Origin of the sequence: Streptomyces viridifaciens, assembly GCF_001888885.2 — a bacterium.
Lineage (GTDB): Bacteria > Actinomycetota > Actinomycetes > Streptomycetales > Streptomycetaceae > Kitasatospora > Kitasatospora aureofaciens.
Genome location: NZ_CP090840.1, coordinates 249,799 through 272,822, shown reverse-complemented (window position 1 = coordinate 272,822; position 23,024 = coordinate 249,799). Strand labels below are relative to the sequence as shown.

At 71.2% G+C, this 23,024-nt stretch carries 22 protein-coding genes; 18 read left to right on the top strand and 4 right to left on the bottom strand.

What is annotated here, in order from left to right; translation table 11 throughout:
- Positions 1 to 612 precede the first annotated feature (612 nt).
- The 7 genes from BOQ63_RS01090 to BOQ63_RS01060 all read left to right on the top strand — a co-directional run bounded on the left by BOQ63_RS01090 (position 613) and on the right by BOQ63_RS01060 (position 8,246).
- Positions 613 to 2,532: a glycoside hydrolase family 15 protein gene (locus BOQ63_RS01090; RefSeq protein WP_072653082.1), complete on the top strand. Its 1,920-nt coding sequence runs from the start codon at positions 613 to 615 to the stop codon at positions 2,530 to 2,532.
- Positions 2,529 to 3,071 carry a hypothetical protein gene (locus BOQ63_RS01085; protein WP_072653081.1) on the top strand — a complete coding sequence of 181 codons (543 nt, stop codon included), beginning with the start codon at positions 2,529 to 2,531 and terminating at the stop codon, positions 3,069 to 3,071. Before BOQ63_RS01090 ends, BOQ63_RS01085 begins: the two co-directional genes overlap by 4 nt.
- Before the next feature lie 169 nt (positions 3,072 to 3,240).
- Positions 3,241 to 4,083: an SAM-dependent methyltransferase gene (locus tag BOQ63_RS01080; RefSeq protein WP_079183320.1), complete on the top strand. Its 843-nt coding sequence runs from the start codon at positions 3,241 to 3,243 to the stop codon at positions 4,081 to 4,083.
- A 254-nt stretch (positions 4,084 to 4,337) separates the two neighbouring features.
- Positions 4,338 to 5,354, top strand: a complete 1,017-nt coding sequence (locus BOQ63_RS01075; protein ID WP_072653079.1) for an NUDIX domain-containing protein — start codon at positions 4,338 to 4,340, stop codon at positions 5,352 to 5,354.
- 334 nt (positions 5,355 to 5,688) lie between these two features.
- Positions 5,689 to 6,366 (top strand): hypothetical protein, encoded by a 678-nt coding sequence (locus BOQ63_RS01070; RefSeq protein WP_143174578.1) that lies wholly within the window; start codon positions 5,689 to 5,691, stop codon positions 6,364 to 6,366.
- A gap of 357 nt (positions 6,367 to 6,723) precedes the next feature.
- Positions 6,724 to 6,885: a hypothetical protein gene (locus tag BOQ63_RS01065; RefSeq protein WP_167395619.1), complete on the top strand. Its 162-nt coding sequence runs from the start codon at positions 6,724 to 6,726 to the stop codon at positions 6,883 to 6,885.
- Entirely contained in the window at positions 6,882 to 8,246 is a 1,365-nt protein-coding gene (locus tag BOQ63_RS01060; RefSeq protein WP_072653076.1) for an NsdA family TPR-like regulatory protein, read from the top strand. Before BOQ63_RS01065 ends, BOQ63_RS01060 begins: the two co-directional genes overlap by 4 nt.
- Before the next feature lie 45 nt (positions 8,247 to 8,291).
- Here the strand turns inward: BOQ63_RS01060 and BOQ63_RS01055 are convergent, their stop codons facing one another.
- The 3 genes from BOQ63_RS01055 to BOQ63_RS01045 all read right to left on the bottom strand — a co-directional run bounded on the left by BOQ63_RS01055 (position 8,292) and on the right by BOQ63_RS01045 (position 11,422).
- Positions 8,292 to 9,659, bottom strand: a complete 1,368-nt coding sequence (locus BOQ63_RS01055; RefSeq protein WP_072653801.1) for an NsdA family TPR-like regulatory protein — start codon at positions 9,657 to 9,659, stop codon at positions 8,292 to 8,294.
- Between the two features lie 162 nt (positions 9,660 to 9,821).
- Positions 9,822 to 10,718: a glycosyltransferase family 2 protein gene (locus tag BOQ63_RS01050; protein WP_072653075.1), complete on the bottom strand. Its 897-nt coding sequence runs from the start codon at positions 10,716 to 10,718 to the stop codon at positions 9,822 to 9,824.
- The gene (locus BOQ63_RS01045) at positions 10,715 to 11,422 is read right to left on the bottom strand and encodes a hypothetical protein (protein WP_072653074.1); all 708 of its coding nucleotides are present in this window, start codon (positions 11,420 to 11,422) and stop codon (positions 10,715 to 10,717) included. The genes BOQ63_RS01050 and BOQ63_RS01045 overlap by 4 nt, the downstream gene beginning before the upstream one ends.
- A gap of 754 nt (positions 11,423 to 12,176) precedes the next feature.
- On the opposite strand from BOQ63_RS01045, the gene BOQ63_RS01040 reads away from it, so the two are divergent.
- The 7 genes from BOQ63_RS01040 to BOQ63_RS01010 all read left to right on the top strand — a co-directional run bounded on the left by BOQ63_RS01040 (position 12,177) and on the right by BOQ63_RS01010 (position 20,188).
- Positions 12,177 to 13,400, top strand: a complete 1,224-nt coding sequence (locus tag BOQ63_RS01040; RefSeq protein WP_072653073.1) for a class I SAM-dependent methyltransferase — start codon at positions 12,177 to 12,179, stop codon at positions 13,398 to 13,400.
- Positions 13,401 to 13,519: 119 nt separating this feature from the next.
- On the top strand, positions 13,520 to 14,239 hold the full coding sequence (locus tag BOQ63_RS01035) for a uracil-DNA glycosylase family protein (RefSeq protein WP_072653072.1): 720 nt from the start codon (positions 13,520 to 13,522) through the stop codon (positions 14,237 to 14,239).
- Between the two features lie 91 nt (positions 14,240 to 14,330).
- Complete coding sequence (locus tag BOQ63_RS01030) at positions 14,331 to 15,173, top strand: nucleoside 2-deoxyribosyltransferase (RefSeq protein ID WP_143174575.1); 843 nt, start codon at positions 14,331 to 14,333, stop codon at positions 15,171 to 15,173.
- A gap of 95 nt (positions 15,174 to 15,268) precedes the next feature.
- Positions 15,269 to 17,053, top strand: coding sequence for an AMP-binding protein (locus tag BOQ63_RS01025; protein WP_454129537.1), 1,785 nt, complete (start codon positions 15,269 to 15,271; stop codon positions 17,051 to 17,053).
- Positions 17,050 to 18,183, top strand: a complete 1,134-nt coding sequence (locus BOQ63_RS01020; RefSeq protein WP_072653069.1) for a beta-ketoacyl synthase N-terminal-like domain-containing protein — start codon at positions 17,050 to 17,052, stop codon at positions 18,181 to 18,183. The genes BOQ63_RS01025 and BOQ63_RS01020 overlap by 4 nt, the downstream gene beginning before the upstream one ends.
- Entirely contained in the window at positions 18,180 to 19,190 is a 1,011-nt protein-coding gene (locus tag BOQ63_RS01015) for a beta-ketoacyl synthase N-terminal-like domain-containing protein (RefSeq protein WP_072653068.1), read from the top strand. Before BOQ63_RS01020 ends, BOQ63_RS01015 begins: the two co-directional genes overlap by 4 nt.
- Complete coding sequence (locus tag BOQ63_RS01010) at positions 19,187 to 20,188, top strand: thioesterase domain-containing protein (protein WP_072653067.1); 1,002 nt, start codon at positions 19,187 to 19,189, stop codon at positions 20,186 to 20,188. Before BOQ63_RS01015 ends, BOQ63_RS01010 begins: the two co-directional genes overlap by 4 nt.
- Positions 20,189 to 20,265: 77 nt before the next feature.
- Here BOQ63_RS01010 and BOQ63_RS01005 read toward each other — a convergent pair whose 3' ends face one another.
- The gene (locus BOQ63_RS01005) at positions 20,266 to 20,655 is read right to left on the bottom strand and encodes a hypothetical protein (protein ID WP_079183316.1); all 390 of its coding nucleotides are present in this window, start codon (positions 20,653 to 20,655) and stop codon (positions 20,266 to 20,268) included.
- A 73-nt stretch (positions 20,656 to 20,728) separates the two neighbouring features.
- Here BOQ63_RS01005 and BOQ63_RS01000 point away from each other — a divergent pair, with 73 nt between their 5' ends.
- From BOQ63_RS01000 to BOQ63_RS00985, 4 genes are all read left to right on the top strand, one after another.
- Positions 20,729 to 20,971, top strand: coding sequence for a hypothetical protein (locus BOQ63_RS01000; RefSeq protein ID WP_143174574.1), 243 nt, complete (start codon positions 20,729 to 20,731; stop codon positions 20,969 to 20,971).
- A gap of 32 nt (positions 20,972 to 21,003) precedes the next feature.
- Entirely contained in the window at positions 21,004 to 21,240 is a 237-nt protein-coding gene (locus BOQ63_RS00995) for a hypothetical protein (protein ID WP_072653065.1), read from the top strand.
- A gap of 47 nt (positions 21,241 to 21,287) precedes the next feature.
- Positions 21,288 to 22,409 carry a phosphotransferase enzyme family protein gene (locus BOQ63_RS00990; protein WP_454129534.1) on the top strand — a complete coding sequence of 374 codons (1,122 nt, stop codon included), beginning with the start codon at positions 21,288 to 21,290 and terminating at the stop codon, positions 22,407 to 22,409.
- Between the two features lie 191 nt (positions 22,410 to 22,600).
- Complete coding sequence (locus BOQ63_RS00985) at positions 22,601 to 23,017, top strand: hypothetical protein (protein WP_072653064.1); 417 nt, start codon at positions 22,601 to 22,603, stop codon at positions 23,015 to 23,017.
- The last annotated feature ends 7 nt before the right edge of the window (positions 23,018 to 23,024 follow it).

The window sequence follows — 23,024 nt, the reverse complement described above, 5'->3', positions numbered from 1 at the left end:
TGTGCGGATGGCCGCCGCGGCGACAGCCAACGCCGCACCGCGTGCACTTCCGGGCCCGGAGACCGCTGGCGGGTCGGCCGCCGATGCTCCGGTGGAGGCGGCGGCCGGCGAGCCGTGCTCCTGCGGCCACACCATCGTGCTGCCCGCGTCCGAGGCGGCGCTGCTGCTGCCGCTCGCGCGCGGCCTGACCGCAGCGGCCGTCGCTCGCCAGCACGGACTGACGAAAAACCAGGTCGGCAGCACCATCCGAGCGTTGCGAATGGCCTTCGGGGTGGAGCGGATCCCGCACCTGGTGGACTCGGCCATCCGGTGGCGCCGCAGGCTCTCGCGCCTGGCAAGCCCTGCTCCTGGAGTGGCGCGCGGACACGGCCGCAGCCGCCGGCCCCCCGGACCAGGTCGACGAACTACTGCGCACCGCGCTGGCGGTCTACAGCGGCAACCCCCGTGACGCCCGCCGGATCCAGAGCCGCCTGGAGCAGGCGAGCGCGAACGGGCATCCCGACCCGCCGCGACCCGGCCCCACGCTTTCCCCCCGGCGGCCCCGGCCGTCGCCATGCCTTCCCGGCCCTGCGCCGCACCCACCCACCCAGACCGAAACGGAACAGCCACACCGTGCAGACCACCACCTTCGCCCCGCCTGTCGCCATGCCGAGCACCCCGCTGGAGGAACTCGTCCCCCTGAGCGACAACAAGGCCGCCGTCCTGCTGAGCACGAGCGGTGTCGTCGAGTACGGCGCCCACGAGATCGGCGGCAGCCTGCACTTCGCCCGGCTGCTGGGCGACCACCGGCACGGGCAATGGAGCCTCGGTCCGGCCGGTGCAGGCCGGGCCGACCGAAGCGGCTGGGACGGCGACAACCTGATCCTCACCCAGGAATGGGACGCCCCGCACGGCACGGTCCGGATCATCACCTTCATGCCGCCGCAGCCCCACGCCGGCGCCCCCAGCCGCCTGCACCAGATCGTCGAAGGCGTCACCGGCACCGTCGAGATGCACTCCGTCTTCCAGCCCCGCTTCGAGGACGGACGGCTGCCCGGCCATCCCGAGATCCTGAGGCGACCCGATGGCCGGCGCACGCTGCAACTGTCCGCGGGACCCGTCACCCTCCTCCTCGACGGCCCCGACCACACCCTCGACGCCTTCGGCCGCTGGACCGCCGCCTTCACCGCCGCCGAAGGTGCGCGGACGGCGCTGACCCTGACCATCGGCGACCCGGCACCCGGCGACGGCCCGCACGCAGACACCGACCTGTACACGACCCGCCGCGACTGGCAGGAGTGGACCGCCGAACTCACCTACACCGGCCCCTACCAGGAACCCGTCCGGCGCACCGCCATCCTGCTGCGGGCCCTGACGATCCGCCTCACCGGCGCGGTCTCCGCGGCGCTGACCCGCAGCCTTCCCGAGGCGATCGGCGGCGAGCGGAACTGGGACTACGAGGCGTGCTGGCTGCGGGACAGCGCGCTGACGATCCGCGCCCTGGTCCAGCTGGGCCTGCTGAGGGAGGCGGCGAGGTGGCGGCGCTGGCTGCTGCGCGCCGTCGCCGGGGACGTGCAGAACCTGGCGATCATGTACCGGCTCGACGGCTCCCGGACGCTGACGGAGCGGGAACTGGACTGGCTGCCCGGCTACGAGGGCTCCCGCCCGGTGCGGGCCGGCAACGCGGCCGCCACCCAGACACAGAACGACGTCTACGGCGAGGTCATCGAGGCGCTGGTAGCGGCCGAGCGCGCGGGACTGCCCGTCGACGCCGGCGTCGACGCCCTCATGGTCGCGCTCGGCGCGGAGATCATGCGTGTCTGGCGCCGGCCCGACGCCGGGATCTGGGAGGTCCGCGGACCCGCACGGCGCTTCACCCACAGCGCGCTGCTGTGCTGGCAGGGCCTTCACCTGCTGGTCGAGTGGGCCCAGGACCGCTCGGCCACCGGAGCCGAGGTCACCGACCCGGCGACCATCGCCCGCTGGGCAACCGAGCGGGACACCATCAAGGAAGACATCCTCCAGAACGCCTACAACCCTCACGCCCAGGCGTTCACCCAGTACTACGGCGGCCGCGACCTGGACGCCGCCGTGCTGCTGATGGCAACCAGTGCCTTCCTGCCCCCGGACGACAAGCGGCTGATCACCACGATCGACGCCATCCAGCGAGAACTCACCGACCCCGCCGGGCTCATCCGCCGCTACCTGCCGGACCCGACCGGACGGGTCGACGGACTCACCGACGACGAAGGCGCGTTCCTCGCCTGCAGCTTCCACTTCGTCGAGGCGCTCGCCTACATCGGCCGCATCGACAACGCCCACGCCCTGTTCGACGAGCTCCTCGCGCTGCGCACCCCGCACGGCGTGTTCACTGAGATGTGGGACGCCGCGAACAAGCGTCCGCTCGGCAACACGCTGCAGGGCTTCCCGCTGCTCGCCCTGGTCGGAGCCGCCGTCCGGCTGTCCGGCCTCCCCCGCACGGGCAAGGGAGTCACGCTGCCCGGCCAGCGCAGTCCGCGCACCGACCAGGACGCCGCCGCGGTAGCCGCATGAGCACCCTGACCGAGGCGGCGCCGGCGGCCGTGATGCCGCCCGCGCCGCTGCTCGACGCCGCAGAGCTGGCGCTTCTGCGGTACGCGATCCTGCCCGGCGGACGCCGGGCCCGCCTCGCCGCCACGGGGCTGAGCACCGCGGACATCAAGGACGCCGACGACCGGGCGTGCTGCCTGGTCGTCGCCGCGACCCTGGTCCAGGTCGGTGCCCTCGTCGCCGCCCACCGACTGCTCAGCGCCGACCAGCTCCAGATCGGGCAGATCCTGCCCTGGCGCCCCACGGTGCGCCCCACCGAAGCGCTCGTTCTCGCTGTCGGCGGGCACACCGCCGACCAGACCGCGTCGGCCATCACCGAGCACACCGTCACCGCGTACTGGCGCCCCCGGGATCTCGGCGTCCGGACCCCGGGGCAGGCCGGCTACGCCGCGATCACCACCGGCCTGCTGACCCTGGACCGCATCCGGCCCAGCTTCCCGGCCCTCACCCTCGCCGACTATCGCGCTGGCGAGGTGTCGGTGTCACCGAAGGGAAGCGCGTGACCGACAGTCCGACCCCGCCCAGCGGCCCACACAGGCCGGAACGGGCGGCGGAACTGCTGCTGACCGACCCGGCCAGCCGCATCCCGCTCGTCGGCTCAGCCGCGAGCGCGAGGTCCATCCGCCAGCACCGGCTTGGCCGGTCCGGCGAGCGACGCCCCGAGGCTGTCCGATGAGCGCAGACCCCTACGTTCGGCCCGGCGAGGATTTCAAGTTCAGCACGCCCAATGGGCTGCGAATGGTGGACTACCTCGCCGGCGGCAGTAACAACTTCTCGGCTGACAAGTGGCTCGCTGAGGAGCTTGAGGCGATCGTGGGCGGGGTGGGGGACGCGGCCCGCAATGCGGCCGCGTTCAAGCAGGCGGTCGTGCGGGGTGCCGTCGGCATGGGGATCCGCCAGTTCGTCGACCTCGGCACCGGCATCCCCCGTCGGCCCTACCTCTACGAGACCGCGCAATACCTGGACCCCGACGCGCTGGTCGTCTCCGTGGAAAACGACCTGACCGGTTGGGCCTGGGTCAAGACCATGCTGGACGCAAATGACCTCACTCCGGTCTTCAGAGCACCATTCCTGACACCGGACGTGCTTCACCACCGTGTGCTGACCCGCCACCTCAATCCGATCCGGCCGGTGTGCGTGCTCCTGGTCTCGGCTGCGCATACCGCGCCGCTGGTTGACCTCGCCGACCTGCTCAAACGAATGGTCTCCCAGCTGCCCGCGGGCAGCATGCTCGCCTTCTCGCAGTGGGCCATCGACGACGATCACCTGCGCTGGAGCGTCAACGGCCTGATGGCCGAACGCACCCAGAGCATGTGGGGTCTGGCGCGCTCCAGCACGGAGATCACCGAAGCGCTCATGACCCATCCCATGCTCGGCCCGCCGGGACCGATCGCACCAGCAACCGATCCGCTCGCTCTAGCCGGCAGCGCGCGCCGGCCGACAGTGACCGAGTTCGGCGGCATCATCCACCTCGGCCGGCCCCAGGTGAGCACCCGGCCCGGGGGTAGCCCGTGACCAATCCCGCACATGCACCCGCCGCCGCGCCTGCGGCCCCGGCCCCGAGCCGGCCGCCGGAACCGAACCCGCCCCGGTCTTGAAAGCCACCACCGGGTCGTTCACCCGGTCCAATCATCGCGACCTCCACTGCCCGCACGCACGTCCAGCGGACCCTGCGCACCGTCGGCGCCACCACCCGACCCCAGGCCACCGCCATCGTCGCCGAACCCAGCTTACGGCGCCCAACCAAACCACGAAGGAGAAGCGCACCCATGACCGCCACCACCCACACCGTCCCCAGGCAAGCCGGCGTTGCGCTCCACGCCGCCCTGCTGCTCACCGACCGCCACCACCGTGTGCTGGTGCACACCCAGACCGGCCCGACCGGTGACGTCACGAGCCTGCCCACCGGATGCCCGCTGGTCGGCGAGAGCCCGGCCGCGGCCGCCACCCGCGCCGCGCAGGCCGCCACCTCCCTGGTTGGCCTGGACGCCGGACCGCTGATCGCAGTGGACTGGCTGGGGCCAGGAACCGCACCCGGCGAAGCCGAGCAGCACCGGGTGGTGCACCTCTACGACGGGACGCTCACCGCCTCCCAGGTCGCCACGCTGACCGCCGACGACGGCTTGATCGGCGGCCTGCGATTCCTCACCCCAGGCGAACTGCGAACTCAGACCCCCGCCGAGGCCCGCCGCGTCCTGGCCGCACTGCACGCCCGCGTGGAGGGGCGTACCAGCGAGCTGGTGGACGGGATCGCGCGAATGCCCGGGGTCCTGGACCGCCACCGAGTCCTCGATCAGGCCGACGTTCGCCGGCTTGCGGCCTGGACGTCGGCCGGGCGCCCGTTCACGGGCCAGGTCCGCGAGGCGCGCGGTTGGCTGTTCGTGCCGGACGGCAGGGTGCTGCTCTATTTCGACCCGGCTACCGGCGACGTGCACCTGCCTGGCGGGCCCCTGCTGCCCGGCGAGGACGACCACCCGTCCGCTGGGCTCAGGCGCGCCTGCGCGTCCACCGTCATGGCGCACGTCCACCATGCCCGCGAGCTGGGCCATCGCGGCGACCAGGCCCGGCTCGTCGGCGCGGTCACCAGGCTCGCCGCCCTGGCGTCGGCCGGACCCGCGCCGGTGCGCTTGCTGGCGACCGTGGAGCAGGCGCTGGAGCTGACCGCCGGCCAGACCGACGCCACCGAGGTACGGGCCGCAAGCGAGGCCGCCCGGGATCTCGGCTTCGCCGACCCCGCCCGACAGCCAATCACTGAGGTGCCATCTTCGGGCATCGCCGCGCTGTAACCCGCAGACCTGCACCACTCACGCCTGACCATCAGCCAGCCTGGTGCGCCGGACACCTTGCCGAACTAGACGGGGCAGCTTGCCGCAGCCAGAGTCCTCGGCGCGACCCTGCGAGAGCTGCCCGAGCACCGCACGTGCTGGGCTGCATGGCAGCGCACGTGCCAGCGCAGATCCTGTCTCATCGGCGCGGCGATCCGCCCCCATCAACAGCGACTCGCCTCCGGAACCGGAGGTTGGTGCTGAAGACCGCTCACGGTCTCCTCAACACCAACTACGCCCCGTCCACCAGCCACCCTCGCCGAAACCGCGAGCCCGCTCCCAGGAGAGCCGATCCTTGCCCAGCGACGCCGTCCCCGAACCGCGCGCCCCCGGTGCTCTGGAACGAGTACTTGGCCTGCATCTCGACCATTTGCGTGCCACTCGCCCCCCAGACGCCGACAGGATCGACGCCCTCACCCTGCCCTACGACACCCATGACCTCGAGTCGGGGCGGACCACGGCACTGTGCGAGGCTCTGGAGAACGGCTACCGGCAGGCACTCGCGCAGCACTACGGTGCGAGCGAGCGCGAGGCCGGCGAGTGGCTGGCCGGCCTCACCGGTCGTACCGCCGAGCTCACCGACTTCATCGACTCCGGTCCGGGAGCGGCGCACCGCTACCACCTCGCCGAAGCCAAGGCGGCGCGGATCCAGATCGCCGCCGTCCTGGTGCAGGACCTGCCCGTCCTCACCCCGGGGATGCGCGACTTCCTCCACCAGAGCAAGGCCTCCGTCAAGGACCGGATGGCCCGCGGGCTCGCAGCACCACCGCCCGGGCGGGGCTCGATCCCGGATGTGACCGGAGCGCCGTGCGAGCGGTGCGCGTTGCTGCGCAGCGTCCTGCTCGACCGGGGAGGTCCGCGCAGGAGCTGCAGTGGCGTCAACGGGAGTGGCTCGGCCGGGTCGCCGCCGCCCGGGCAGTCGCGTTCCTGGAGCGCATCCGCCAGCCCGGCCCGGCAACTACGGGGGTACTGATCAACGCCAGCTTCCTGGCGAGCCTGAGCACCGTCGAGGCCCACACCGGCCAGCTCGCGTTGCTCGCCGATCTGGTCGAGACCACCTCGCTGTCGCTGGGGGTCATCCCGGCGCGCAGTCCGCTGCTTGGCTCCCAGGTCCTGCTCGACCTCGACGGCGTGCTCATGCGGACCCAGGCACCGGCCTCATCGCCTACAGCACAGGCGCTTCGGGCGACTTCGACGATCGCAGCAACCGAGCCCACCCGCTGACCGACACCTTTGCTCTGCTGCGGCGTGCCGCCGCTCACGGACCTGGGGTCCTGATGCCCGCTGCGCCGCACCGAGCCGCGACTTCGCCCCCGACCTGGAGCATCCCGTGACCGACACCGACCAGTACCCGCCCTTCGACCAGCTCGCCGTGTTCCGGGTGCAGAACCTTGGCAGTAGCGAGCTCGTGACCGGCAGCTGCGCCAGCCGCGGGCCGGAGTACGACAGCTACTGCGAACTCGACGCCTACCTGATCGCGGTTGCCCCGTGACCGGTCATGTGAGGGGACCGAACGTGCGCCTGGCCGCACTGGTAGAAGCGTGCGGGGTGTCGCATCGGGAGCTTGCCCGTCGCATCAACGCTGCGACACAGGCGAGTGGGCGGCGGACGGCGTACACCCATACCCACGTCGCCGCGTGGCTGCGCGGCGCGACACCGCGGCATGCGGCGCAGGAGTGCATCGTCGAGGTGCTCGGCAACCTACTGGGCCGGACCGTCACCTTTTCGGATGCTGGTTGGGGCATCCCGCCGGTTTCGGGGAAGGACACCGGGTTGGATTTCCCCCATGACCGCGAGGCCGCCCTTGCGGGCGCCGTGAACTGCTGGAGAAATGTGGACCGTCGCGACCTGTTGCTGACGGCGGGAGCGTCCTTCACCACGCCGGCCTTCCGCTGGCTAGCCGACCCGGCCGACGAGCCGGCCGCCCGCGCCGGAACGGTGCGCGTCGGTCCGGCGGACGTCGAGCGCCTGTGGACGGCGGCCGCAGAGGCGCAGGTCGCCGACTCCCGCTTCGGGGGCGGTCACTGGCGCCGCAGCCAGGTCATGGACTGCCTGCGGGGAGCCGGGCCGCTCCTCGACGGCGCCTACTCGGCTTCGACGGGACAGGCCCTGCACACGGCGCTGGCCGAACTGTCCAGGGTGGCCGGCTGGGCCGCGATGGACGCCGGGGACCGCGCCGCCTCCGACCGGCTGCTGATCCAGGCGTTGCGGATGGCTCGCGCGGCAGGCGACGTGGAGATGGGCTGCTACGTCCTGGCGACGATGTCCCTCTCCGGGTATCTGGCCGGCCGGTGCGCGCAGGCCGCGGAGATGGCGTCCGCTGCCTATGCCCGTGGCCGCGGGCACGCGGCCCCCAGGGTTCTGGCGTTCTGCAAGCTGGCCGAGGCCCGGGCCCTGGCCAAGCAGGGCGACGGGGCCGGTGCGGGAGCGGCCCTGGCCCTGTGCGAGAGCCTGCTGTCGGGGCTCCGGCCCGGATCTCACGACCCCGGGTGGATCTCGTACATGACCCCCGGGCGGATGGCCACCGACGCGGTCGAGGTGCATCGGGACTTGGGCCGGACCCGGGCGGCGATGGTGTGGGCCGAGCGGGCGGGGGCGATGCCGGTGCAGCGCTTCACCCGGGCGGTCGGCATCCGGCGGGCCGTACTGGCCGGCGTCCACCTGATCGACGGGGACCTCGAACAGGCGCTCGCGGACGCTCACCGTGCGGTGGACATCCTGGGCGGGGTCCGCTCTCCCCGTGCCCATGCCTACCTGCACGACGTGGTGGGCCGGCTCGGCCGGTGGCGGGACGAGCCCGGGGTGCGCGAGGTCGTCCACCGGGTTCGTACCGAACTGCCATCGGCCATCTGACCGTTCGCTCTTGCAGGAGACCGTTCCCGCAGTGGTCGGCCCGCTCTACGAGGCTGCGGCCAGGCGGGTGACGCGGTGTGCGGCGTCGGCGGCACCGCGGATACCGCGCCGCGCGTACATCGCCAGCTGCGGTTGCATGCCGGCGAGTTCGCGGCGGGCGCGGTGGGAGGCCACGCCGTCCACCAGGTCGAGGCAGCGGGTGAGGAGGTCGACGGCCTCTTCGTGGCGGTCCTGGGCTGCGACCGCGCGGGCGATGTTGGCGAGGGTCAGCGCGCGGGTTCGGCGGTAGGCGTGGTCGGTGCGGTCAGTCAGGGCGGCGCGGTAGTGGCGCTCTGCGGCGGCGTGGTGGCCCATCTCGGTCAGGGTGCGGCCGGTGTGGGAGGCGACGACTGCGTCGGTGGGGCCGACAGCGGCCGCGTAGGAGGGCAGTGCGTCGGTTCCGGTGCGGGCCGCCTCCCGGGCAGTGTCGATCAGGGCCGAGGCGGCACTCGGGTTGCCGCTGGCGCCGTGGGCGCGGGCGGCGGTGATGAGCAGCAGGGCCTCGGTTCGCTTGTCGACGCGGCCGCGGGTGCGGGCGAGGGCGGCTTCGGCGAGGTCGACGGTGCCTGTGGGGTGGCCGAGGTCGAGGGCCTGGTGGACGAGGGCCCGCATGCCCCAGGCGGCCTGTCCGGTGCGGTCGTCGGGGTCGGCTTCGCGGGCGAGGCGGACGGCGAGCCTGTAGTGGTGTTGGGCTGCGCCTTCACGTCCGGCGTCGTGGCACTTGAAGCCGATGAGGGTGGCGAGGTCGGCGGCGGCGGCGAAGGCGTCGGCGCGGGCGCGGTCGTCGGCGTAGGTGCCGTGCAGCATGGGGGCGACGACGTCGCTCAGCAAGGTCCCGGCGACGCTGAGGCCGTGCCCGCCGCCCAGGAGCTCGTCGGAGGCACGGAAGGTAGCGGTGAACTGGCGCACCGCCATGGTCTCGCCGCTGCCGATCCTGCGGCCACGGCCGACGGCGGGCAGTGCCGCGGCTGTGCGGGGGCCCGGGGCCAGCGGGGCCAGGAGGGCCGCGGCGGAGAAGCCGAGGGCGAGAAAATCGCGGCGGTCGTGCACGAGAAGCCTTCCGGTTTCGATTGCGGCGGCCGAGAGGCCCAGGAGCATGAAGTCGGTGCTTGTGTCCTCGCCCAACCCGATCTCGGCGACCGTGACGGGCCGCCGGAGCCTTCTGGACAGCGCCTCGGCGACGTAGGCGGGGGTGTTGCCCACGGGGACGGCGCCGGAGCTTACCCAGGCGTGGACGGCCGAGCGGGACGTGGCCAGCCGGACTCCGCACTCGGCCGCCACTGCTCTGGTGGCGCGGGCCAGTCCTTCGAGGGTGAAATCGGCCGCTGCCATCACGTCGGCCAACTGCTGGTTCGGTGTTCTGGGTGTCGCCACTGTCCGCCCCTGGTGGTCGCGCCACCGACGGACCCGGCCGGTGGTGTCCACGCTAGCGCCGCGGCGCACTCACGGTCCGCGACTCTGAGAATGCAGCACACCGCATTCCGCACAACCCGTTTGACGGGACGTCGGGAACGGCGCAGGAGCCGGGGGGCGCGGTCAGATCACTGGGGGGCGTCCGGCCAGGGTCAGGCGCCACGCGGTGGCCCAGGAGATCGGGCTCCGCTCGCCGTGGCCGCCGCGGAGTCCCTCCCACAGGCCGGAGAACCACGGGAGCAGCGAGCGCGGAGCGTGCCGGGCCCGCAGGACGGTGATGGCGACCCAGGTGGCGATGTAGACGGGGACCAGAGGCACGGGCAAGCGCCGGTAGGCGACCCAGACCCGGTTGCGGGCGACCAGGCGCTGGTAGAGGGCGTGGCGGGCGGGGTCGCTGGCGGGGTGGTGGACGACCACCTGCGGCGCGTAGTAGCCCGTCAGGCCCGCGTTCCAGCACCGCAACGCCAGGTCAAACCCCTCGTGGTAGAGGAAGAAGTGCCCGGGCCATCCTCCGACCTCCTCGAACGCCTGGCGGCGGACGAGGAGGACGCCTTCGGCCATCGCCGCGACGGTGCCGGGCCGGTCGGGGTCGGCGGTGCGCAGCCGGGGCACCCAGCGGCGGACGGTCTGCCCGGTGTCGGGGTCGGCGATCCGGGGCTGGACCCAGGCGGCCTCGGGGTGCCGGCGGGCCTCTGCCACGAGGCGGGCCAGGGTGTCGGGGGCGGGCAGGTGGGCGTCGTTGTCGAAGAAGAACACGAACTCGCCGCCGCCGTCGGCGTTTGCCAGCGCTTGGGCGCCGATGTTGCGGCCCTCGGGGATGCCCACGTTCTGGGGCAGCGCCAGGGTCGTCACGCCGGCGGGGACATGCTCGGGCTGGACGCCGTTGCCGACCACGATCACGCGCAGGTCGACGCCCTCCTGTGCGAGGAGGGACTGTAGTGCCGCCGCCTGCTCGGGGCGGTCGTTCATGGTCAGGACGACGGCATCGACCGCCGCGGTATCGGTCTCGGTGGGACTCATGCGCGCTCCGGGAGCTGGGTGCCAAGTGGCGTAAGAGACGGGGCGGTCCGGTGTGCACCAGTCAATCGGCCAGTGCTGGGCCGATGGTAGGGGGTCGGGGCCGCGCGCGTGTTCATCGCGTTCATGATCGCTGGCGGACGGCGCCGGGGCGGGCTCAGCGCGTGGCCGGGACGCGGAGCAGGTCGTGCTGCCCACTGCGCCGGGTCTATGGTCTCGTCGGCGTCCGCCATGCGCCGCGCGGAAGCGGCCCTGAGCGCCTCGCGGCAGCGCCGGATCCTGCCTTCCACCCGGTGCCTCTGGCGCAGCAGGCGCAGGCCCTGCAGGTAGCAGTCGAGCTTGTCCGCGTCGTGGGCGCATCTGGCGTCGGGGGCGTCGTCGTCCTCGAATTCGGCGATCGCGCCGAGTACGACGTCTTGGACGTTCGGGTGTGCGGCGGCGACCTGGTCGGCGGCCACGGTGCGGGGGTCGGACAGGTCGTGCAGGACGCACAGCATGGCGGTGTGTTCGGGGTTCACGCCTTCCATCGCGGCCAGGGCGGGTCCTATGACGGCGGTGCTGTCGCCCTGGTCGGCGATGATCTCGGTCGCGCCTAAGGGAACACCGTCGTAGCGCCAGCCGATGCGCGGCATCTCCCCGGCTTCCCGGGCCTCGAACAGGAGAACAGCAGCCCCCGTGATCCGGGGCTCGCTCGTTTGTTGGGTCACGTCGCAAGCTCCTGCCGGTGCGTCAGATCGTCTGCCCCAGAAGGTAGTGGATCGGATCCAGCTTGCGTGCCGATATCTGGGAGACGGCGCGCAGTCCGAGAAGGCCAATGGTCCAGCAGAGCAGTTGTCGTGATGCGGGGACGACCGGCCGGCCGCGGCTTGGTAACAGGCCGGTCTCCGTACATACGTCCGCTGGCCACCATCGCGACCCTTTTTGATCATGAACACGATGAACGTGTCCGTACCCTCCGCCCCCTGCCCGGACGGGCAGCGTGCCGGTTTCACTGGGACGACCGCAGCGCGAAGCGGCGCAGACCCGAACCCAGGGTCAGTTCGCGTCATATGCGCTGTTTTGTAGTGCGGTGTGCACGAGTTCGCATGTCCGGACGGCCCGCCTCGTCGCCCCGCTCAGGGGGCGTCCGATGGCTCCGGCCGCTCGAACCGGCTATGGGTGCTGCCCGAAGAGGAGGGAGCAAGGGTGGACGCCCAGCCCGGCCGGGCCCGCCCGCCCGGAGATCGCCCGCACCGAAAAGTGCCCCCCGAACGTGCCTCCCGCCAGGGGCCGATCTGCTGTGTGCTTGTTCCCCGTGAGCGCCCCGGGTGCCGGCCAACCGCCGCGGGGGCTACGGCGTCCGTGCCATGTATGCCCGGACCGAGCCGGCCTGCCCACGTCCCCGAGGAGCGGTGACGCCCCCGTGCGTACCGCGCAAGGTGAGGAACGGAGATTCAGATGAGCCCGAACAGTACCCGTTGGATGGAACACGTCATCGGGGTCGCACAGAGGGCGCCGCAGTCAGGTCTGCGGGTCGGCGTGGCGCTCGTTTCCGAAAGCAACGAGCTGATCTGCTCCGCCTTCGAGGGCGAAGTACCCGACACATCCTGGTACCGCACCCTGCGGGGCAGGATGCAAGAGCTCGGAACATCCAGCGCCCAGAGCGTCTATCTGACGGTCAACTCCCTGTCGGCTAACCGGTCGTTCGAACTGGCAGAGCTCCTGGCGGACGTGCGGATCGACAGGGTGTACATCGGCCTGCCGGACCCCGCGCTGACGACCTACCTCAGCGGCGATCCCGTCACCGAGCGAGGCCACGTACTCCGGTTCCCCGACGACCTCCAGCGCCAGATCCTGCACCAGAACCGAGACCTTTACACGGCGAGCGGGCAGAGCATCGAGTGCAACCCCCACTACTCCACCCACCGGATCAGCGAAGCCGTCACCGCCAAGCTGTTGTCCATGGGGTTCGCGCTGACCAAGGACGACGTCAACGCGCACCGGGGGAGGGCGGCGCTCGCCTCTCTCATCTCCCAAAGGTACGGAGCCGAGTACAAGGACGCGGATCGCGCCGTAGGCGACGCACTGGCCGCCGCGTTCGACGCGAAGTACGGCACCTACGACTACGCGTTCGACGCCCGCACCGCCAACGCAGGGTGGGCCGACGATTTCATGTCGGTGTACAGGAGGACGTCCACACGGCCCCTGTCCGCGGTCAGTGTCCTCAACGTCGGCGTCGGCGCTGGCCAAGAAGCAGCGGCCCTGTTCTCCGACTGCCCACGAATCACCTTCGCTGATATCGCGGAAAGTGGCCTCGCCAACATAAGTGGACGCATTCCCCATTCGAGAACCGTCGTCTCCAGCGCTGAGGATCTGTCCGCCCTGCCAGACGACAGTTTTGATCTGTATGTGTCCTTGAGGACGTACAACTCGTCATTCTTCGACACGTCCGCAGCGGCCCGGGAAGCGCACAGAGTAATGAAGCCCGGCGCGGTGATTATCCTCTCCGTGGCCAACGGGTTTCTGTATACTCGGCGAGGCTGCGTCGTGCCGGGGCTGATCATTCCCGGAACTGAATTCGTCGACCTCTACCGTGGAATGGAAACGGCGGATCTGATAGGCGCGGACCTCGAGTGCGCTGGATTCAAAGACGTTCGAATGCTCCCCACAAGTACCGAGATCTACCTGTCGGCGGTCGCCGTCTGACGCCTCCACCCGCCCGGCCGGCCGCGGTCGCGACGCCCCGTCGGAGCCGCGGGAAGGACGGCGGAGGGCAGGGGCGGCCGGGCGGCCTGGAGGGGCAGTGTGAAGGAAGGGCTTCTGCAATGAACGGGCGAACGACGGTTGCCGACCGCATCCTGCAGTTCAACGACGTACTGGCGGGCACGACGCTCGAACTGCCCCCCGGGTTCAGGGTTGTCAACCCTTTCAGCGGCCACCAGAAGGAGCGCGTCCGCGAGGTGACGACCGCGTTCTACCGCAGGTACTACGACGACGACAAGCCCCGCCGGCTGGTCCTGGGCAGCTCGCCCGCCCGCCGGGGCACGGCCGTGACCGGGGTGCCGTTCGAGGACGCGAAGCTCCTGGAAAGCGACACGGGAGTCGACATCGCCGACGGCTATGCGGTGAGCCGGCCCTCTGCCGGGTTCCTGCACGACGTCATCGCGCGCTACGGGGGCCGGACACGGTTCTACGCCGACTTCGTCATGAGCTTCGTGTGCCCGCTCGGCCTGGTGAGAGCGAATCCCCAGGGAAGGGAGGTCAACTGCAACTACTACGAGAGCAAGACGCTGGTGGAGTGCCTGCGGGCCTTCCTCGTGGACGCCCTGGAGCGCCAGTTGGCATTCGGGACCGACACTTCGGTGTGCTACTGCATCGGCAGCAGCGGGAACTTTAAATTCCTCTCGGCGCTGAACGACGACCAGGGGTACTTCAAGAAGATCGTGCCCTTGGAGCACCCGCGCTTCATCACGCAATACAACGGCGACAGGAAAGAAGAATTCGCCGAGAAATACCTCAGCGCTCTGCGCGGAGAAGTTGATTAGCAGCGGCGCCCAGCGCAGTTCCACCCGCGGCTGGCTCCCCGGCTGAGGGCGCCCAACCGGACGGATCGAGAAGAAGGAGAACAGCACAGTGGTGTCAGACGGCAGGATCCTGGTCCACTTCGGCCCGCAACACGTCAGCGTCCACCGCGCCCGGGGCGGCGGGCTGCAGGTGCTCACGAGGGAGCGGCTTCCGTTCGGGGCCGGCCTCGCCGGCGAGGCCCTGGCGGAGCGCGTCGGCGAGTTCTGCGCCGGGCTCAAGGAGTACGCCGAGGCCATCGACAACAAGACCACGCGAGTGCACGCCACCGGTGTCCTCCAGCGGCTCCCGCAGCCGGAAGCGGCCGCGCTGGTCAACAGCGTCTACGTCGACACGGGCCTGTACTTCAACATCGTGGGGCCCGAGCTGGAGCGGTTTTACCTGGACACGGCCCTGGCCGCCTGTGGGTCGACCGACATGCTGGAAGGCCTGGTCCGGCGCGAGTTCCGGACGGCCGTCGTCTGCGGCAGCTTCCAGCAGTCGCTGGGGGACATCGAGGGCACCATCGCCCAGCTGCGCGAAACCGGCACCGAGGTGCTCAGCCCCCGCAGCACCAGGATCAAACCGGAGACCGAGGGCACCAACTTCATCCTCTTTGACTATCAGGACCTGCTGAAGAACCCGCGCGACACCTGGCGGCACAAGTACGTGCATATGGACGCGTTTCGGCGAGCCGACGCCGTTGTCGTGTGCAACCCGGGCGGTCGTGTCGGAAGCGGCACCGTCTTCGAGCTCGGCTTTATGTCTGCGCTCGGCAAGAGGGTCATCTTCACGGAGGAGCCCCAGGGCGTGTCGGTGTCCTTCCCCTGCGAGGTGGGCCTGGGCGCCTGCGCCCAACCCGCTGAGGACCGACGCACCCACCCTTCCCGGATCCACGCCCGGATCGCGTCGCGGTGAACGGTTCAGTCCCCGGGAAAAGGTCGCCTGCTCGTCCTCTCTGCCCAACCCGACCCCGCTTCTCGGCTACGAAGATACGGAAAGGACTCCCGCCGGTGGAACACATCGACATAGCGCGCGACAGGCTGCGAGAGATCGTGGCGTCAGTCCTTGAGATGGACAAGGACGCCATCGAGCCTGGTGCCCACTTCTACGAGGAACTCGGCATGAGCTCCTTGGAGAAGACCGAGGTCGTGGTCGCCGTCGAGCGCGAGTTCGGAGCCCTGTCCACCCAGGAAGCGGTAGCCTTCACCAGCCTCGACGCCGCGGTGACCGTGCTTGGCGAGCGGGCGAGGAGCCTCCAGCGGATCGACCTGATCGACCACCTGGTGGCACGCCATGTGTCCGCGGGCCGGGGCGACCGGGCCAGCTACCTCGACCCCCAGGCGGGGGAGATCACCTACGCGGGCCTCCTGGAGGCGGCCCGGGGGTACGCGGGCGCCCTGCGGGCCGCCGGAGTACCCGACGGCGCCCGCGGCCTCCTGGTCGCCGACGACTCCGTGGCGACCGTGGCCGCCGTCCTCGGCCTGTGGTGGCACGGCTGCATCCCCGTGGTGATCAGCCCCGTGCTCACGGACGACGAAGTCCGCTACATCGCCGCCGACTGCGCCGCAGCGATGGTGCACCTGGACGCAGCTCCCGCGCGCCAGCGCGCCCTGGAGGCGTGGTTCACCACGACCACCCGCTTCGCCGGCGCCGACGTCCGCGCCGCCCTGGCGACGGCCTCGGCCGGCCCCGCGTACCACCCCGAGGTGGCCGGGCCGCCAGCCGCGTGGGGGGCGGGGAGCGAGGCGCTCGTGCAGTACACCTCCGGCAGCACCGGCATGCCCAAGGGGGTGCGGCACTCGGCGGGCGCGATCGCGGCCATAGCCGACGGCGTCGGCACGGTCCTGGCGCTGACGCCCGACGACACCGTGCTGTCCAGCGCCCGCATGTCCTTCGGCTACGGCTTCGGCAGCTCCGTCCTGTGTCCCCTGGCCGCCGGCGCTCGCGTCGCGCTCATCAGCGGCACCGTCGACGTCCACTCCCTTACCGCCGCGCTGCAGCATTACCGGCCCACCGTGCTGTTCTCCGTCCCGCGGCTGTACGCGGCGCTGCTGAATGCCGCCGCAACGGAGCTTGCCCCCGGCAGCGTCGACTCCGTGCGGCTGTGTGTGGCGGCGGGCGAGAACCTGCCCGGTCCCCTCAGCGAGCGGATCCGCGCCGCCTTCCACGCCGAGCTGCTCAACGGCCTCGGCGCGACTGAGGTCCTCTACATCGTCGTCGGCACTCCGCCCGGGGAGGACCGGCCGGGGACCTTCGGGGTCCCGGTGCCCGGGATCACCGCGACCGTCCGCGCGGCTGACGGCACGTCCGTCGCCGACGGGGAGCAGGGCCGGCTGCACATTGCCGGCCCGACCGTCGCGCTCGGCTACATCGGCCGGCCGGAGGCCGCGGCGGTCACCTTCGCCGACGGCGGCGCCTACACCGGCGACGTGGTGCGCCGTGCGCCGGACGGCACGTTCACCCATCTGTGCCGCGCCGATGACGTGCTCAACCTGGGCGGCTACAAGGTCGTGCCCAGCGAGATCGAGGGCGTCGTCCGCGGTACCGACGGAGTCCAGGACTGCGTGGTGGTCGGCGGCCGCGACGCCGACGGCCTGGAGCAGGCCGTGGCGTACCTGGTGGCCCGGCCGGGAGCCGACGAGGCCGTGGTGCGGCGCGCGGTGACCGCCGCGATCCGTGGCGGTCTCGCCGCCTTCAAGCGCCCCGCCCGCCTGGAGTTCCTCGAGCAGCTCCCGACCACGTCGACCGGCAAGGTTGCCGCCTTCGAGCTGAGGAAGGCGGCAACCCGACCGTGACCTGGGACATCACGGGCATGGCGGCCGTCGCCAACGTCGGCGCCACCCCCGGGGAGATCTTCGCCGCGCTGTGCGCGGGCCGGGAGAGCCGCAGGCCCCTGATAGCGTTCGACCCGGACAAGTACCGGGCGGCGTACGCCTACGAGATCGACGACCGGCCCGAGGGCGGCGACCTGCCACGGCGCGCCACCCGCTGGCTGACCACCGTCGTGCGCCAGGCGGCCGCCGACGCCGGCCTGGGCGAGGACCTGTCCCAGGTGCCCGTGCTGGTCGGCACGACCATGCGCGAGCAGCGCAGCCTCGAACTGCGGTGGCGCGACGGCGCGGACGTCGCCCTCGCTGACCTGCACTTCGGCACCGCGCTGAAAGCGGCCTTCGGGGCGTGCACCACGTACACCTTCGCCAACGCCTGCTCCGCCTCGCTGTACGCGCTCGGCATGGCCACCGACATGATCGAGGCCGGCATGGCCGACACGGTCGTCGTCGCGGGCACCGACGCCGCCACCGAGAGCGGCTTCGGCACGCTCGACCGGGTGCAGAACGACCTCCCCGACGCGCTACGCCCCTTCGACGCCACGCACAAGGGCATGCTGATGGGGGAGGGCGCGGCGGCCGTCGTCGTCCAGCGCGCGGGCACCGGGAGCGGGCCCGTGCAGGCCCGGGTGCGCGGTGTGTCCATGAACTGCGACGCCCACCACGCCACCGCGCCCGACCCCGACGGCATCACCCGCGCCGTGATCGACGCCCACAGCAGAGCAGGGGTGCGGGCGAGCGACATCGACCTGGTGATGCTGCACGGCAGCGGAACCCCCCGCAACGACACGACGGAGGCGAGCGTCCTTCGCCAGATCTTCCAGGGCGCGGGGGAGGGCCCGCGGATGACCGCCATCAAGGCGATGACCGGACACACCCTGGGCGGCTCGGGACTGCTCAGCCTCGTCGTGGCGGTGCTCGCCATGAAGAACCGGACGGTACCCCCTGTCCTGGGCCTGGCCGATCCGATCCCGGAGGCCGCAGGGCTGCGCCTGGTGCAGGGCAGCCCGGCCGCCGGCGAACTGGTCATCGCTCAGATCGACGCATTCGGCTTCGGAGGGATCAACGCCGTCGCGATCGTGGAGGCAGCCCGATGAACGCCACGAACACCAGGAGGGGTCCGAACGCCCGGGAGGTCGTCGTCACGGGCATCGGCCTGGCGCTGCCCGGAGTCGCGACGTACGGCGACCTCCTCGGACCGCTGCCGGGCGAGGGCGGCTTCGACCCGGCCACCGGACTGATTGGACGCGAGCTGCGCCACAAGGACCGCGCGTCCCGGCTTGCCCTGCGCGCGGCCGAGTTCGCCCTCCACGACGCCGGTCTGACCGACGCCGACAACACGTTCACGGGCACGGCCGACTCGACCGCCGTCGTGGTCAGCACCAACCTGGGCAACGCGGACAGCGTCTGCGAGGCCACCGACACCATCGCCACGGCAGGCGTCATGGGTCTCAGCCCCTTGGGCCTGCCCCAGACCTCAAGCAACGTCATCGCTGGCTGGGTGGCCATCCGCTACCGGCTGCGCGGCCCCAACCTCACCATCTGCAACGGCGCAACGAGTGGTCTGGACGCCGTGGCCTGGGCCCGCAACCTCATCATCGCTGGGCGCGCCGAAGCAGCCGTCGTCGTTGGCGTCGAACCCGCAGGCGACGTGGCGACGAAGATCTTCGGCCAGCAGTCCGCCGACGCGGCGGTCGCGGCCGTACTGGAACCCGCGGAAGCGGCCGCTTCCCGTGGCTCACGACCCCGGGCCACGATCACCGGCTACGCACGGGCCGAAAACCTCGCCGCGGCGCTGGCGTTGGCCGAGGTGCCCGAGGAGGGGTCTGTCGGGCTGTGGCTCGCGGACGAGGCGGAAGCCGCCGGAGCGGGCTGTCTGCTCGCAGCCCCACGCCGGATCGACCTGGAATCCCAGTTGGGCCCGCTGTCCGGGGCGCTCGGTGTCCTGCAGTGCGCTGCCGCGGCCGCCTACCTGGAGGGCGACGCCACCGGCAACGTTCTGGCCACGGCCGGAGGCCCGCGCGACGACGCGACGGCCGCCCTGCTGCTGACTCCCTCGCCGGCCTCTCGCCCATTTACGCAGGAACGAGGACAACACCCATGACCACCGCGAGCGTGCCCATCGAGGAGCTCCGCGCCCTGATAGCCGTCGTACTGGAGACCGAGCCCGAGGAGGTCACCGACGACGCGCACTTCGCCCACGAGCTCGACATCGACTCGCTGCTGATACTGGAGATCTCCACCCGCGTGGAGAGCGCGTTCGGTGTCCCGGAGAACGCCGTCGCCGCCAGCGGCGCCACTACCCTCGCCGAGCTGCACGCCTTCCTCACCTCACAGCTCACCCGCGAGACGCCGGCCTCCCCGCTCATCCGCCCCAGGCCGGTGAACGACCCGGTGGCGCGCCTGTTCTTGCTCCACCACGCCGGCGGCTCACACCTGCTCTACCGGGGCTGGGCGGAGCACTTCCCCGACGACTGGGAACTGTGCCTCCTGGAGGCCCCCGGCCGCGGCAACCTCCAGGCCCTGCCGCTGATCGACGACTGCGACCTTCTGGTCCACTACTTCCACACCGCCATCGCACCACTGCTCGACCGGCCCTACGGGTTCTTCGGCCACAGCATGGGCGCCCTGATCGCCTACCAGCTCACCCGCCGACTCCTCCACGAGGGGGAACCGCTCCCCTCCTGGCTGGGAGTGTCCGCCTTCGGCGCGGCACTCGGCGACGCCAGCGCCGTCAGCAGCCCTCACCTGATGGCCGACGATGAACTGCGGGCCTGGCTGCGGAGCGGCGGCGGCAGCCCACCGCAGCTCCTCGACAACGACGATGTGTGGCACAAGTTCGCCCCGGTGTTACGCAGCGACTTCAAACTCGTGGACACCTGGGCTCCGCCCCGCAGCCCCGAGCCGCTGCCCGTCCCGCTCAGTGCATTCGCGGGCCTGCACGACAAGCTGATCGACGCGGACCGGCTCGTCGCCTGGCGGGGGCTCACGACGGACTTCCGCGGACTTGAGAGGTACGACGGCGACCACTTCTACCTGATGGGCCACCAGCGGCAGCTCGCCGCCGCCATCACGGCCGCGATGCGCCCTACAGTTCCGTGAGCCCGCTCCTGCCACCAGAGCCCCCGCCAGAGGATCAACCCCAACGAGGTGCCGGCGAATGGTGCGGGAGCGAGCCCTCAGGCGTCGGGGTCGACTTCGGGGTGGGTGAACCGCACGGGCCGGCCCAGCGATCGGGCGTAGGCGATCTCGGCCCGGGTGCTGTCACCGATGTAGTCGCCTACCACGAGCACCTCATCGGCGAGCAGGATCTTCGACCGGTGCAGTTCATCGAGTCGGATCTTCAGCGCCTCGGCCTCGACGGGATCGGACCACATTGCGTGCGGCGACTTCAGGTCGCAACCCGGCTTGACGACAATCCTCCCGGCCATGGTCTCCCGCAGATCAACCTCGGCCATCTCGGCCATGAAACGGGTGGAGCCGCAGATCGCGACGATATGAGGGAAGCTCAGCTGCTTCTTCGCCTCGGCGAGCTTCTCCTCGGGGGTGATCACTTGCGGGGACGACACTGGTTCCTCCTGGTGGTGCGGCCCGAGGGGTGCCTGCGGAGACGAGAACGAAGGCATCCAAGATCATCTTTTGGTGAACGATGTGGACACCCGCGCGACCGCACTCTATGCGAAGAGCATCCCCACCCGGCGCCGCGGCGCCCGCCGGTCGGCGCGACGTTCCGCCTGTGCGGTGGCGAACCGATTGCCTTGCCACGAAGAGCCGGTGTCGGCCACCGCGTCCACCGCCTCGATCGGCCGGTTCACGCCGCAGGGCGCCGCGGTGTCGGCCTGGCCGGCCGGTTTCCTGCCGGCAGCTGGCGGCGGTGCCGGGTAGCACCACCACCCGAACGAGGGAGGCGCAAGCAGATGACCGCATTGACGGAGCGCTGTCCGTCGGCGACCTTGCGGACCCGCCGCACCCGGCGCGGCCCGACGCAGCTCGCTGAGCGCCTGACGGCCGGCCGGGCCGGGGAGCTGGTCGTGCTCGGCCAGCTGCCGCAGGCCTGCGGCAGAGGTGTCCACCCCACGCTCGCTCCACACATCACCCGCCACATCGCCCTTCGGGCCGAACCCGTCACCGGCACCCCCAGGCCCGCGTCCTGACCGCCCCGACCAGCTGCCGCCCGCCCATCATCCGGCCCACTATCGCTGTGCGCTTCGACGAGGAGACCATGTCCACCGCAGCTCACCAGCCCGCCACCGCGCCGGCCGCCGCGCCCTCCACACCCGGCCGCACCGCGGACGGGGAGCAGATCACGGCGATCGCCGACACGCTGGCGCTCGCGTACGGACTGCACCCGGCAGAAATCACGCGAATTCCGGAGGGCACCGCGACGGACAACTACGCCGTCGTGGACCAGACAGGCCATTGGTACTTCGCCAAGGTCTATCGCGGTCGAGATCGCCTGACCCTTGATCGGGCCTCGGTCGAACTGTCCGAGTACGCCGCCGACGGAGGTGTCGCCACCGCGCGGGCAATCCGGACGCGCGGGCACGAACTCATCGAGACACACGGCCGCCTGCCGATGTCGCTGTGGTCGTACGTGTCGCACAGCGAGACTGCCGAGGGGACCCTGAGGGGTGCGCGGTGGGCAGCGGCCGGCACTGCGATGGGCTGCCTCCACCGCCGACTCGCCACTCACCCCGCCGCGGCACCCGCCCTGGAACCTGGTGCCGCCTTGTGCGACATGGCCAACGCACGCCACCGCTTCGAGAGACTGATTCTCGCTTACCAGACCAGGGCGTCACTTGGGGAGTTCGAGGCCTGGGCTCTGCAGGCGGCGCGCGAGCGGCAAGCCGTCCTGGGCGACGTCGAGCGCATCCTCGCTTCACTTCCACAGCTGACGGTCCAGGTCATGCACGGCGACCTGGCCGGCCCCAACGTCCTGGTGAAGGACGACGATGTCGCCGCGATCGTGGACTTCGGACCACCCACACCTGGGTACCTCGCCTGGGAGATCGTGCGCCTTGGCTGCGACCCCAAGAGCGTCCTGTCCAACGGTGTGGAGAGCTGGCTCAAGGGATACACCGATCTCGCCCTCGCCTATCGAGACGCCAACCCCAAGGCGCCCGCGGAGGACCTCCTGTCCTCGCTTCGTGTCGGCTGTGCAGCCAAGATCTGCTCGACCTTTCCTCTGTCGGCACCAGTGGAACGACCGCACCTCGTCGATGCCGCCCTCGAGTCCTACGCGCGGGCACGGCACGAGGTAGCTCTGATGCTGCTGAACCGGCTACCTGTCTTGGAGGAGGCCCTCCGTGACGCTCTTCGCTGAGTGCATGACCTGTATGTGTCACGCACGCCGCTGTCCCGGAGAGCGAACTCGACTGTCCGGCCGCCGTCCGCCAGGCGACATGCCGCCCAAGTCCCCCCGACGAGGGAATCCCCACCGAGTCGCCCGCCACCGCGCCGACCTGGCACTAGGGTGATCAAGTGAGTTCCCAAGTCCCCCTGATGGAACGGGCCTTGAGCCCGGAGCGAATCGCCCGCATCGGGCAGGAGATGCAAACGACCTGCCCCGGCTTCGACGCCGTCTCCTTCACCGCCCAGGTCGCCGCCGACCTGCCCGGCCTGGAGCTCAAGGCCCGCATCACCCGCACCGCCGAGGGCCTGCACCAGCACCTGCCCGTCACCGGGCCGGCTGCCCTCGACGCCGTGCTGCGCTCCCTGCCGGCAACTCCGGAAGCCGCCGGTGCGGAGACCGAGTTCGGCCTCTACACCTATGCCCCACACTCCGCCTACGTCGCAGCTCACCACCTCCACCCCGACAGGCTCGTCTCCGAGGCGGGGCTGACGCAGCTGGACGACCCGCACGCCCACGATCTGACGCTCGCCGTCCTCGACGCGCTCCGCACCGGCGCCCCCGCCTACGTCGTCCGCTGACCGTCCA